Source organism: Fastidiosipila sp., from assembly GCA_012511175.1.
Classification (GTDB): domain Bacteria; phylum Bacillota; class Clostridia; order Saccharofermentanales; family DTU023; genus UBA4923.
Window position 1 is genome coordinate 75,440 of the sequence record JAAZGO010000026.1, and the last position, 13,023, is coordinate 88,462.

The window sequence follows — 13,023 nt, forward strand, 5'->3', positions numbered from 1 at the left end:
TTGTCACCCGCCGCAAACTTCAAAGCCTTGCGCCCGGTTAAGGCGTGGCAGGTTCCATGTAATCCTTTAATTCGCAGATGGCGCTTTCGCCATCGCTGCCATCAACCGAAATCTCCAGATGGTCTCCATCCGAGATGCCGAGTGACAGAACACCCAACAAGCTTTTCGCATTGGCACGCCGTCCGTTCTTGGCAATGTAAATACTGGCTGTATAGCCGGAAGAAATCTGAATCAGCATGGCGACTGCCTTCATCAAGGTCTCTTCTTTACATCGGAAGACAATCTCTTCTCTCATCATGGCGATCCTCCCGCAAGACATAGGGGTCACGAATCCATTTGGGGTGCCTTAAATTATATGAACAAAGTATGACGAATGTCAACTATGGTTTGACCAGGATCAGCGACAGGGACAGGCAGGATCTTTGGTTATTCCCCCAAGGATCCGGCCAGCCGGCCAGCCATCAGGATGGCCGCCTCCCCCGTATCCGGGTAATAACCGCTGCGTTTTCCCGTCTCCACAAAACCCAGGCTCCCGTAAAGATGCCGGGCGGGCTGGTTACTTTCCCTGACTTCAAGAATCCAGGTCCCGCATCCCTGACTGAGGGCTTGCTGCCTCAGTCCTTCCATCAGGAGGCGGCCAAGGCCCCGGTTTCTGTACGAAGGCGCCACCGCAATGTTGAGCACCTCAAACTCACCGGACAAAAACCTGCCCGCCGCCATGCCAACCGGAGCCTCCGGTATGGTCTGCCGGCAGACAAGCAACAGAACCGTTTCATTGTTGCCTGCGATACAGTCCCGCCAGGACTCTGCCGACCACGGAACCGGGTGGGATAGCCGGTCGATCCGCACCAGTGATTCAAGGTCGGACTCCATCGCTTTTCTTACCAGCCACTTCATCCTGCTAGTCCGGAATCCGCCGGGCCCGCTCGGCAGAGGAAGCGATCCCGTAGCAGGCTGAAAGCTGCCAGGGATCAGTTGCGGCCTTACCCCGGGCCAGATCCTCCAGGGCAAGTCCAATGACGGCCGAGGCCCGGATGTAGCGGAAAGGCGGCAGGGCATGGACGGCATCAAAGGGCAAACGGATGGCCAGGTCGGGGTCGTCTGCCAGAGCTTCCTCCCAGACAGCAATCCCATCACCTGTTACCAGGACCTCTTCATTTGGGCCGGCCACGGCTGAAATGTCCCTGAAGAGACTTCTTATGTCACGCGGTGCTTCTTCAATCAATTGCTCCGGGCCCCGGTAAAGAGATGAAAAGACCCGTCCGCCACGCGCGTCCAAAATGGGAGCTGTCAGCATGCGCTTGTCCCCGCCTGCCGACCGTGCCAGCGCTCGAAGTGAGGAGACTCCCATGGCTTTGGCTCCCACCGCGTAAGCCATGGCCTGGACCGAGGCCAAGCCGATCCGGATACCGGTAAAAGAGCCCGGCCCTGCTGCAAGGGCAAACAATTCCACATCGCGGAGGGTCAGGTCACAGCGGTCAAGCAGCTGGTTAACCAGGGGCTGGAAAGTAACGGAATGGCGGTAGCCCATAGCCAGCGAATACTCGCCCAGGAGCTGGTTGCCGCGGGCCAAGGCGACTGAAAGCGTACGTCCCGAGGTATCGGCACCCAGTACGATCATGGCGCGGCCCTCCTCCCTTTTTCTGCTTTCCATTCCTTGGGATAGCGGATCATGAAGATTCGTTCCTGCGGATCTTGGCCGTAGCGGACATCGATTTCCATGACCTGTCCGGGCAGGGCATCTCGCACCCGGTCTCCCCATTCGATCACTGACACCGAATCACCGCCAATATATTCATCGAGGCCGCAAGCCAGAAAATCATCAGCCCCCTCCAGGCGGTAAAGGTCGAAGTGATGGAGCGGAAGCGCCCCTTCCTCCCCGGCTTCATGAAGATGGAGCAGGGTGAAGGTCGGGCTCGATACATGACTCTTGACCCGCATGCCTGAGGCGATCCCGCGGACCAGCGCCGTTTTTCCGGCGCCCAGGCTGCCGGTCAGGACCACCACGTCCCCTCCCCGGAGGGACTTCGCCAGTTCGATGCCCAAGGCGAAGGTCTCTTCGGGTGACCGGGTCTTGCGTGTTATCTCGTCCGGCATGGCCTTCCTCCACTCGATTCAGCCCGGCTTACAAGGGGCAAAAGCCCCGTACGATGACGGGGCTCCTGGATAGGGCCGTTTGAAAAACCCCTTTATCTCTTTGAGAACTGGGAAGCCTTTCTGGCTTTCTTGAGGCCTGGCTTCTTGCGCTCTTTGACACGGGCGTCGCGGGTCAGGAAACCGGCCCTTCTCAGGGTCGTCTTGTACTGCTCGGCATCAGCGTCAACCAGGGCACGGGAAATCCCGTGACGAATTGCGCCTGCCTGGCCGGCAATGCCGCCGCCACGCACGTTGACGACGACGTCGTAGCGGTCCTGTGAACCTGTCGCCAACATGGGCTGGCGCACAATGGCCCGCAGGGTTTCCATGGGGAAATAGTCTTCAAATGTTTTTTTATTGACGGTGATCTTTCCGGATCCGGGATAAAGGCGAACACGGGCGACCGCTTCCTTCCTTCTGCCTGTTCCATAAAAATATGCTTTGACCTGATCTGTCATCTTTATTTCCCCCCGCCCTGCAATTCAATTTTCACCGGCTGCTGCGCCTGGTGCTTATGTTCCGGACCGGCATATACTTTCAGCTTACGGAACATGGCGCGCCCGAGCGTATTCTTGGGAAGCATCCCGCGGACCGCTTTTTCCAGGACGCGTTCTGGATGCTTTTCCATCATCCGCTCGTAGGGGATCTCACGCAGACCGCCCGGATAACCCGTGTGGCGGCGGTAGAGCTTCTGTTCTTCCTTCTTGCCGGTCAGAACAATTTTTTCTGCATTCACCACCACGACAAAATCGCCCATATCCATGTGGGGAGTGTATTCCGCTTTGTTTTTTCCACGCAGGATGGCCGCAATCCCGGTCGCCAGGCGGCCCAGAATTTGGCCCTCCGCGTCCACAAGATACCATTTGCGGTCAATATCGCCTGCTTTCGGCATATAGGTCTTCATGCTTAAGTCATGTCCCTCCTGTTTTCACGCACCGCCAACCGGCGGCACGAGCCACATCTTAACAGGGCGGTGCCCGCTTGTCAACAAGAAATGTCAATTAAGTCACGAATACTCACTTAATTGACATTTCTTATCCAATTACCCTTTATTTCAGTGTTATCGTGCACGCTGTTTCCCCGCCGCCCGTTTTGCTCTCCAGCGGGTAATCCAGACAAGCAGGGCCGTGATGGCGACCACAATTCCTCCGATGATGGTCAGGGTACCTAGGGCCGCAAGAATCAGTATCAGAGGTTTCACTTGGCTGCCGCCGGCGGTGAAAAACGGATCATCTTCAACGCCGCCCGTTTCTTCCGGTTCTGTCTCTACCGGTTCAGGCAGGGTTTCTTCGGGCTCCTGGCTGGCAATCGGCGGGGGCGCCAGCAGATCGACGTCTTCCCGAAGCGGAGCTCCCTCCAAACGGGCTGCTTCCTCCAAAATGGCGCGGACCGGCAGTGCTCTGGCCAGCAGGGGTGTTTCAGGCAAGTCCAGGGGGGTGATCCCCATGGCCGCGCAGATCAGGTGCCGGTCATCGACTGTGAGGCCCGAGCCGACCAGACACTTGCCCGCCTGAGGCGTGGTCCCCGTTTTAACGCCGGTGTATTGCTTGAAGTATTGAGACTGCAAAAAATCAGCGCCATAGATGACCAGGGCATTGGTGTTGCTCAGGGTCCCCCACCAGGCTTCTGTATGCTGAAAACTGACCGGCAGCCGGTAGTAATGCAGTGAACAGACTTGGGCGATCAGGGGATGCTTCATGGCCTCGGCGGCGATCAAGCACAGGTCGCGCGCGGTTGTAAAGTGGCTTCCATCTCCCTCGTCAAAACCGGCGGGATTGGTAAAATGTGTCGAGCTGGCTCCGATTTCCTCCGCGCGCCGGTTCATGCGCTCGACAAAAAGGGCCTGTGAGCGGACGGGATCGCTCACCCGCTCGGGATCGACGGCTCCGTAAGCCCCGCCGTAGTTTTGTGCGATCACCCGCGCGATGTCATTGGCAGAGGCGATCAGCAAGGCGGCAAGGCAGTCGGCGGTACGAAGCTGATCCCCTGCTTTCAGCCCTTTCAACCTGACCGAACTGGGGTCAGAGAAAACCAGGGCACCTTCCGATACGGTCAAGAGTTTTTCCGGATCAAAATTCTCGTCTTCCAGCAGGATCAGGGCCGTCATGATCTTGGTCGTGCTTGCATTGGCCCGTTTTTTGTCGGGATTCCTGGAGAGTATCTCCCGGCCCGTCTCCGCATCGATCACGCAGTAGGATTCAACTGACACTTCGTCGAAGCCGGGCCAGCCCAGATGGTCGACGGCATGAACACCCGCAGAGGCTGCCCAGGGCGTAAGCACCAGCAGGGCAAGGAAAATTGCGGCAATCAAATGACGAGGATTTCTACTTGTCTTTTCCTTCTTCATATTCCCGTTTTTCAAAGAATACCTCCCTGGCGGACCGGATCCTGCGAATCCAGCAGGATGTCCACCGCTTCTTCAATGGAACCTGTCAGAGCGGGCCAATCGCATGCCTGCCCGTCTTCAGGAAGGCGTGCAAGCGAGGGCCACACGGGGACGCCTGTTTCCTGCGAAACTTTAATCAGGATGTCCTCTTTGCCGGCCTCCCTGCCAAAAAGGGCGCGTCCGCACAGGACCGCATCCAGGAGAGGCGAACGTTCCTGGACGTAGCAAATAACGGATCCGGCTTTGCGATCCGCGTATTTCGCCCAACATGCGACAGCGTCTGCCGTGTCACGGCCTACCAGATAGTCCGTCTGATCGTAAACTGTTTTAATCAGCCTCAGACAATATTTATAATCGCAGGCACTGACAAGGATTGATTGATTCAGCAGATTGATTTCCTCCCCGGTAAGCAATCTTTCACCCGGTCTGGCGATTTGCTGGCAAAGAAAGTCCGTTCGATTCCCGTCCCGGCCTGTCACTTCATAAAAAAGTCTTTCCAGATTGACGGGGAAATCGGTCCCATCGGCTGCGGCCCGTCTGTTTTTTACAGGGCCGGCCGGTTTGCCTGTCCGGAAGAGGGTTGTCAGTGAAGGCGGTTCGCTTTCTCCGACATAAACAGTTCCCACCGGAACCCTCAGAATACTGGCGCAAACCAAGCCCGCCACGAAACCGAGATGGCTCTTGGGTACGGCGAAATCAACCCCTCTGTCCAGGTCCGAAGATTCAGCGATGGCAACAACGACTGCCGTTGCCAGGGCACCGGCGGTCAGGACTTCAAGCAAATGACCCGGGCCCAGGAAAAGGGGATCAAAGCCCTTGTCATTCAATTTCTTTTCAAAAGACGGATGACTGGCCAGCCGGGTGAGTTCCCGGTAGCGCCCGTCATAGGATCCCTCAAAGACCCGGATGGCAACACCATCAGGGGCAAGACCGGCAATCTCCCTGCCTCTCGAGCCGCCGGCGGCCATCAAAATAATCCCGGGCAGCCCCCATGCCTGATTCAAAAAAGAGACCAGGCTATCTTCCGGCAGGAGAGTCAAAACAAAGGGCTGCCTGTCCGCGGCCGGCATATACGGCCACAGCTTTGCAAGGAGGGCATGGGACAGATCGGCCAGGTTCCCCGTTGGCAGATGATCCGCATTGAGCAGGAAATAGGAGTCCAGATAATCGTTCAGTTTGCTCAGCGGCAGCTGCCAGGTCCGATCATTTCCAGCCAGGGACTCAAAGGCTTCGCTGACCGCAGTCTCCCAGATCTCAAGCGGCAGATCCGGCAGGAAACGATGAAGAAAGACCGCCATGACCCGGCCAAGGGACAAACCCGCCAGGGATGGAAGGCTGAGCGGTTCCGGAGGGCTTTGGGGGACAAAGAGTCCGCCTGATCGGGAAATACCCCGGCAGACTGCCTCCAGGCCGCTGACCGGCTCCCCTCCCCGTGTACTCACATACTTCATGAACGGCAACTCCTCACCCTACTTGCCTCTTTCCTGGGGAAAGGTCCTGCGGTACAGATCAAGAATCTGCGCAACCGATTCATCTCCGCCTTGCTCTTCGAGGATGCGTTCCAGCCACTCGAGCCGTTCCCGGCGGATTTCGTTGCGGATAATCATGGGCCGGATGGCGAAGTAGAAGACCAGGAAGAGAATGGAGGCGGCGATAACCGCTATCAGCAGGGCCTGGGTCAGGCGGGATACTTTGCCGTGTATGCGCCTGGCACCGTGGGACAAGCCTTCCTCCATCCGGAGAACCTCCTGCTGTTCACGCCGGCTGGCCAGCTGCACGCGCCCTGTTCCCTGGCCATCGGCTGCCCGCTGGAGGATACCTCCCCGGGCCATATGGGCCCGGATGGGCGCCAGCTTCTGTTCCCTGCGCCTGCTTGAACTGTCGCGCGCCTGTTTCCTGATGCGCTCTTCCCGGGCTGCCAGCCGGCAGCGGTCAACGGTTCGGACAAGCGGGCTGTCGGGCGAGGCCAGGAGAACTTTCTCAAATTGTTCCTCCGCCGCCCGGAAACGCCGCTCTTTTGCCAAAAGAATACCGTAAAGCGAAGAAGCTTCCGCAAACTGCGGCCAGCTGGAGGTCACTTTCTCCAGTGCGATCATGGCTATGTCTTCATTATCGGTTTTGGCCTGCCTCAGAGCCCGGTTATATACCGACAGGAGACGCTCTGCCTCACTTTCAGACACAAGCAGATCCTCGGGGAGCGATTCCAGTTCACGGTAGGAGGAAAGAACCCGATCCCAATCGAGTGAATCTGCCTTGCTTTTTGCGGCTTGCATGGGCCGGTCTGCTGAGTCGTGCCGCAAGGGAATCCCCCTTTCAATCTGACTGGAATACCGGTTCAACCGGTAGCCAGCGTATCAAGGACTATTAAACCACAAGCCGTCCGGATGGAAAACAAACTACTGCCTTTAAAACCTCTCCCGGACCAGGGGACGGACCTTGCCCGCCAGGTAGAGCGAACCGCAAACACAGATCATGGCGCCCTTTTCGCGGGCCCGGCTGACAGATTCCGCCATGGCCTCACCGATGTCAGGCAGGGCGATCGTCCGGGGCCGGTCCTGCTCCGGCAAAATGGAAGAGAGTTCAGCAATCAGCCTGCCTGCCTCAAATCGTCTGGCATCGGGCGGCTCGGTGGCGACCACGTCGGTAACGGTGTAGGGCGGATCCAACAGGAGGGCTTTGAGCATTTCCCTGTGTTCCTTGTCTTTTAAGAGGCCGATGACAAAGACAACCGGGGTATGGCCGGCAAGCTTGCGCAGAGCCTCCCGCAGGCCCAGCCCGGCCTGGACATTGTGGGCACCATCGAGCAGGATGACAGGGTCTTTCGTCAGTACCTCCATGCGGGCGGGCCAGACACAGTCCGCGATACCCCGCTTGACCGCGGGCGGATCCGCCATACCGGCCGCCAGCGCCGCTTCTCCAGCCATCAAGGCATAGATTGGCTGGTAGGGCCCAAGAAGCCGGGTTGTATATCGGCAAGTGTCTTTTTTGGCCTGGAACTCCTGCCCGGACCAGCCGTAAGAAAGGAGGTCAAAATCCCGGTAACCCAGGTAGGAAAGAGGTGCAGACAGCTCGTGGCACCTGTCCTCCAGCACCTTGCGGGCAGCTGAGGCGTCAGCCGAAGAGAGCATGGCATCTTCCGGGGCGTATGCGAAGACAGGGCAGCCCTCTTTGATGATGCCGGCTTTTTCACCTGCGATCTCTTCCATGGTGTTGCCCAGCCGCTCCATATGGTCAAAACCCAGGGCACCAATCAGGGAGGCCAGGGGCTTTTCAATCACATTCGTCGAGTCCAGACGGCCGCCCATACCTGTTTCCAGAACCAGAACCTCGCAGGCCTGTTCCTGGAACCATAAAAAAGCCAGGGCGGTCATCATGTCAAACTGAGTGGAGGAGATGCCGTCTCTCGAAGCGATAACCCGGGCTGCTTTCTCAATTTTCTCCATGAGCCGGACGATGTCGCTGTCCGGTATCTCCCCAAAGGACTGGTCCCGGTCATACCGGGCAAGGTCACTGGCGCCGTCCAGGACACGGACACGCTCATTGAAGCGCTCCAGGAAGGGGGAGGTAAACCAGCCCACTTTATGTCCCGCCTGGCAGAGGATATGGGTCAGATAGCTGCTGATTGAACCCTTGCCATTCGTCCCCGCAATGTGAAAAGCGGGGCAGGCCCTCCAGGGGTCGCCAAGCTCGCGGTAGAGGACCGATCCGCGGTCGCGCTTATCGCTGTCAGGGAATTTATTGGCACTCTGGATGGCAGCGATGGCCCGGTCCAGCAGAGCCTGGGCATCAGGACCGGGATTATTCTCCCCCCAGGCGGAGCGGAAGACATAAAATTTTCCTGAAACACGGTTGGCTAAAACAACAAAAGCCAGTGCAATCAATTTGGCCAGATCCAGCATGCCCGGGATCAGGATCACCTGTCTTTGCAGGAGATGATTCATGATGTAAATGAAGGCATATTCAAAAAAGAATGAGATGGCCAGCCGTGTCCCGGCAAAGCGGATAAACTCCGCCCATACACGGGATGTCGAACGGAAGACCCAGACCCGGTTGAGGATATAGGCCGACAAAACAGAAAGGACGATGGCCGGCACATCTGAGTAATACCATTTGTCAAGGCCCAGCCACCGGTTCATCAGCATGTAAACAAAGACATTGACCACGGTGGCCATGACGCCGGTGGCAAAATACTTCAAAAATTCAACCGAAAAAAAGAGTTCGGTCAAATAGTACCTTGCTTTTTTCATAGTTCCTCTGTGTCTGCAGGGTCATCACGATCCGTCCGGCGATGGACGGAAGGGCGGATACCGGGTGGTCTTTTGCCGGACCGCCGGTCTTTTTCCTCCTCTTGCCCGAAAAGAGTTTCCTTCAATTCCTGCCAGCTGTCCTTGGGTTCGGTATTCGAATCGAGGGTCTCCCGAGCACCTTCAAAGCCACCCGGTTCTTCCGCAAACAGGTGTTCCGGCAACTCGACCGCAGGCTCGTCCTCCGCGGGGGCCGGCATCACTTCCAGGACGGGTTCCATAAGGGGATCGTCCCCCTGATCCAGGTCATCAATCGTCAATTCAGGTTCAAATCCGGCAGCCTTTTTGGCCCGGATAAAAAACCACAGGGCAGCTGCCAGCATCAGAAAAACAACCGCGCCCGTACCCGCCACCAGGTAGAGGGGCAGCTCCATGTCAAACAAGCGAACCGTCAGGCCGCCCTTAACAGGGGTGGTTTCCTCAGGCTCGGTCCTGGCCGGCACTGTATCCGCAGGCGATTCTTCGGCCGTTTCCGTGGGATCCGTGACGGAAGGTCGAAAGGCGGGATCAAGGAAGCTTCCCGCGACAGGCACCAGCCATAAATCGGAGCGGATGAGTGAATCAAGAACGGCATCATACAGGCAGAGCACTTTTTCTTCCGCGTCGTTGATCCGCACAGCAATCAGATAGAGATCACCCGGGAGCGGCAACTCATCATCGGTCAGCTCAGGGAACTCCTCTCCCGGCTCCAGTCCGGCAATCAATTCATCGTAAAAGGTTTTGGGCACAAAACCGCCTCCGACCGGCTTATAGGCGGGAACTTCCTTTTCCCATATATTAACCGTGGCCAGTTCGAATCCTTGCGGGATCATGTCTCCGGGCACCACAGTGAAGGTGAAAAAACGCGAAGACCAGCCTGCCCGAAGGTAGGGGACAAAAACAGAGGTCTCCGAATCGAAGAGATAGAAGTCATTCCCCCCTCCCTCATCTGTAAGCCAATAAAGGGTGTAGGGGAGGTTTTCAGACACATAGCCTTCCAGGTACTTGTCGCCCCATTCCACTTCCTTCGGCGCGTAGGAGGCGGGAATGATCTCATAATCCGGGATGGATACCGATACCGCCAGGTCCGCCCCATCATAGCGCTTGCCGATGACGGTCTTCCCCGGATGCCGGGGCAGGGTTTCGGCGGGCGTGGTAGCCGTGGTAGTCCGGGTGGTTGTGGTGGTCCGGGTGGTGGTTGCGATCGTGGTCGTGGGGGGCGGGTCAGTCAGCTCGATGGTATGGGAGGCGCTTCCCGAGACCGTATTGTCCTCGTTGCCATCACTTGCATCGCTCACTGTAATTTTTACAGATCCCTTGGCCAAGACCTTGAAGCTCAGTTTCACTACATTGCTGACCGATTGGGTTTCCAAAGTGAAAAATACCATTTTAAAAGAAGATTTTACATTGCTGGCTTTTTCGTCCGGTAGTATGACATCGCCCTTCATCCCGGAAACATTGTCCGCACCGGTTAACTGTATCAAGTTATTATCGTAAGTGATCTGAAAATCGCAGCTGCGTGTCATTGCCTGAGAACTGAACCCGATCGTAACAGAAAAGGTATTTCCCAAATAGGCTGTGCCAGGACCCGAAATAGTCGGTTGTCTGTTTACTGCATATATCTCAACCGAAGGCAAAGCCGCCGCAATCAGGAGCATGGCCGCCAGGCATACAAGTAATCTCTTGAATCTCATAAGGTCAACCGTTCGCACTTTCATTCATTTCAATTAAAAACCCGGGCCTCCCCGGTTCAATCACAACAAATTATACGCCACCCCGAAGGATCCCATTTAAGGTCAGTCCTGCTTGATCGGTTTGCCCTTGACCATGGCGTCAATGACATGGGACAGGTCGATGGAGTTGATTTTTCCGTCCCTGCTGGCGTCCAGGGCGGCGTTTTGCGCCGCCGTCCAGGTTTTCCCCTTGACCATGGCATCGATGATGTAGGAAAGGTCAATGGAATTGATGATGCCGTCACCATTGGCGTCCCCATAGATCAAAAGCTGCAGGGTCCCGGCGGAGGATCCGTCTTCTTTTTTGATTTCCAATCTGGCTCCTGTGCCAAGGAGGGCATCCCCAATCACTTGCTTGCCCGCCAGATCATAGGCTTCCGCCGTATAACCCTGGGGCAGTGCAAGGGACGAGAGGATCTGGTCCGCCTTGTTGCGGCCATCTGCAGGCCAGGCATTGGTCAGGTAACCTCCGTCCAGCTTGTAATCGTTTGTCACGCCGATTTCTTCCGGGGGCGGGGGCGGGGGCGGCGGACCGGAAGAACCCTCCTGCCGGGTGATCTTGATGGTGTAGACTCTCTCTTCCCCGTTTTGGGCGACAGCGATGATATTGAAGGTATTGAGACCCGTTTTCAAAGTCTTGGATCCGGTGTTTCTGACGCTGCAAGAGGCATGATAGGGCACAGCTGAAAGGGTCAGATTGTCGGTCGAACCGTCGACCGTCATGCTGTAAGTGTATTTTTCTGCCTGGAAGGCAGGGCTCAAACTGCCTTTGGATACTGTAATCGAATTCAGGTAGTTGTTGCGGCTCAGGTTGCCGACGGGGTACGGCGAGGGTTCAGGCGGCAGCTCGGTCATGACGGGAATCTTGAAGACAAAGGCTCGGTCAAGGATGCCGGCCTCCCTGTAAGACTTGTAAACCTGATAGCTTTCATTGGCGGGGGCGTAGACATTGCCCATGTACTGGTGGGCGAAGGCAGCGCTTTTCAAGCCATTGATCCAGTACTTCTGCAAATAGGAAGTGTCCTGCCCATTGTCGATGTAACCGCTGCCAATCCACTTGGCACCGCCCACGATGGCCTTCCACTGACTGTTCCAGGGCAGAAGGTACTTTGTTTTTTCCGTCGGGGAAGGCCCCGAACCATCCCTGCTGTTTCCGTACTTGGCGTATTCCAGACCATTCATGACCGGGTTGCCGGACGCGTAGGCCCCGATATTGTAAAAGTTGTAGATATTTTCATAGCCGGATACCGTACCCGAAACAGCCACAGGGAGATTGCCGTCTCTCCCGTTGCCGATCTCTGTCCGGCAGCGGTGAACCAGAAAGAGCGGGTTGACATTCGATTTTTCAGCAGCATCCATGAAAATTTCGGCATAGGTGATGGATCCGTCCCGGCCCCGGATGGGATCGTCCCAGTCGCGGATCGGAACGGATTCATTCTCCATGAAAGAGCCGGCCAGGGCGTCTTCCACCGCCTCCAGCGTGTGTACACCGGGAAGATAGGACAGGCATTCGAACTGAAAGATGGTTTCTTCAGTTAGAAAATTTCTGGGATCAAGGCAGTAGGCCAAAATTTCGCGGCTGGCACCGATCCAGACACCCGCGTCATAGGCTTTCCACTGATCAGTCGCGTAATTGTAGCCGTGCTGGCTGTCATAAGTTCGGTGACTCCTGTTTTTTGTATTGGGAACCAGGTTGACTCCCGGCCTGTACTCAGCTTCAACCGCCCTGGCCAGGGTGAGGGGCGGATTGCCTGCTGTATTATCCTGCGCGTGGAAGGCAACAAAAGACCAATTGGGGTAGTTGGCGTGCAGCTTTCGAAGAGCGGGGCGGTAGCTCTCAGGAAAGCCCTGCTCATCCAAAGCTGCTTCAAAAACAGGATCATCCTCGGGGTCCGGCACTGTCAGATCAAGCGCTTGACCGCTCAGGGTGACAAGGTTTTTATGGACGTAACCATAAAGATTCCTGGCGACAATACGCACGTAATACCAGCGGTTTGATCCGTTCCAGACCTCCCCCTCCACTTCTGTGAATACTTCCACCTGAGTACCTTGTGAGTAGCGTTCAATCAGGGTTCCGTCGTTGATATAAGGTTCACTGCGGAGCGCACTGGAATTGACAGAATTCAGCTGCCCTTTTTGATTGACTGCCTCACCGGCGGGCGGGTTTTGGGCTCCAGCCGGTGTGGCTGGCAAAGCAGACAGGGCCAGAAGCACCACAAGATAAAAAGCAAGCAAACGGCCCGCCTGCCGCTTGCTTTGACGCCGGCAGTCAAAATGAAAGCAATGCCCGTGTAAACTGCCTGTTCTCATACAAAAATGCACACACCAATCCGATGCTATCGTAAGGCTATCATAACTTTGGAAAGTCGAGAGCGCCAACTCTCGGAGAGCATTAGAGCCTTTTGTCGCGCAATTGTCATTCAAATGCTTCGCGGTCGCAATCTTTACTCACCAAATTGAAGTCAAAATTGATTTCGTCAAGCGA

General features: G+C 56.4%; 12 protein-coding genes. All 12 read right to left on the reverse strand.

All coding sequences use genetic code 11. From position 1 onward, the window contains the following. Positions 1 to 37: 37 nt before the first annotated feature. The 12 genes from GX839_05675 to GX839_05730 all read right to left on the reverse strand — a co-directional run bounded on the left by GX839_05675 (position 38) and on the right by GX839_05730 (position 12,773). The gene (locus tag GX839_05675; protein NLB04951.1) at positions 38 to 298 is read right to left on the reverse strand and encodes an HPr family phosphocarrier protein; all 261 of its coding nucleotides are present in this window, start codon (positions 296 to 298) and stop codon (positions 38 to 40) included. Positions 299 to 426: 128 nt separating this feature from the next. Then, the gene (rimI, locus tag GX839_05680; protein ID NLB04952.1) at positions 427 to 897 is read right to left on the reverse strand and encodes a ribosomal protein S18-alanine N-acetyltransferase; all 471 of its coding nucleotides are present in this window, start codon (positions 895 to 897) and stop codon (positions 427 to 429) included. Between the two features lie 4 nt (positions 898 to 901). Next, positions 902 to 1,621 (reverse strand): tRNA (adenosine(37)-N6)-threonylcarbamoyltransferase complex dimerization subunit type 1 TsaB, encoded by a 720-nt coding sequence (gene tsaB / locus GX839_05685; protein NLB04953.1) that lies wholly within the window; start codon positions 1,619 to 1,621, stop codon positions 902 to 904. Continuing rightward, a complete protein-coding gene (tsaE, locus tag GX839_05690) occupies positions 1,618 to 2,097 on the reverse strand; it encodes a tRNA (adenosine(37)-N6)-threonylcarbamoyltransferase complex ATPase subunit type 1 TsaE (GenBank protein ID NLB04954.1) in 480 nt (159 codons plus the stop codon). The genes tsaB and tsaE overlap by 4 nt, the downstream gene beginning before the upstream one ends. Before the next feature lie 92 nt (positions 2,098 to 2,189). Beyond that, on the reverse strand, positions 2,190 to 2,594 hold the full coding sequence (gene rpsI, locus GX839_05695; GenBank protein NLB04955.1) for a 30S ribosomal protein S9: 405 nt from the start codon (positions 2,592 to 2,594) through the stop codon (positions 2,190 to 2,192). 2 nt (positions 2,595 to 2,596) lie between these two features. After that, positions 2,597 to 3,040 carry a 50S ribosomal protein L13 gene (gene rplM, locus GX839_05700; protein NLB04956.1) on the reverse strand — a complete coding sequence of 148 codons (444 nt, stop codon included), beginning with the start codon at positions 3,038 to 3,040 and terminating at the stop codon, positions 2,597 to 2,599. A 156-nt stretch (positions 3,041 to 3,196) separates the two neighbouring features. Beyond that, positions 3,197 to 4,498: a D-alanyl-D-alanine carboxypeptidase gene (locus tag GX839_05705; protein ID NLB04957.1), complete on the reverse strand. Its 1,302-nt coding sequence runs from the start codon at positions 4,496 to 4,498 to the stop codon at positions 3,197 to 3,199. Next, entirely contained in the window at positions 4,495 to 5,973 is a 1,479-nt protein-coding gene (locus tag GX839_05710; protein NLB04958.1) for a hypothetical protein, read from the reverse strand. The genes GX839_05705 and GX839_05710 overlap by 4 nt, the downstream gene beginning before the upstream one ends. A gap of 18 nt (positions 5,974 to 5,991) precedes the next feature. Next, positions 5,992 to 6,795, reverse strand: a complete 804-nt coding sequence (locus GX839_05715) for a hypothetical protein (protein ID NLB04959.1) — start codon at positions 6,793 to 6,795, stop codon at positions 5,992 to 5,994. Positions 6,796 to 6,927: 132 nt separating this feature from the next. Continuing rightward, entirely contained in the window at positions 6,928 to 8,769 is a 1,842-nt protein-coding gene (locus tag GX839_05720; protein ID NLB04960.1) for a hypothetical protein, read from the reverse strand. Beyond that, complete coding sequence (locus GX839_05725; GenBank protein NLB04961.1) at positions 8,766 to 10,499, reverse strand: hypothetical protein; 1,734 nt, start codon at positions 10,497 to 10,499, stop codon at positions 8,766 to 8,768. Before GX839_05725 ends, GX839_05720 begins: the two co-directional genes overlap by 4 nt. Positions 10,500 to 10,601: 102 nt before the next feature. Next, entirely contained in the window at positions 10,602 to 12,773 is a 2,172-nt protein-coding gene (locus tag GX839_05730; GenBank protein NLB04962.1) for a hypothetical protein, read from the reverse strand. Positions 12,774 to 13,023: the final 250 nt, after the last annotated feature.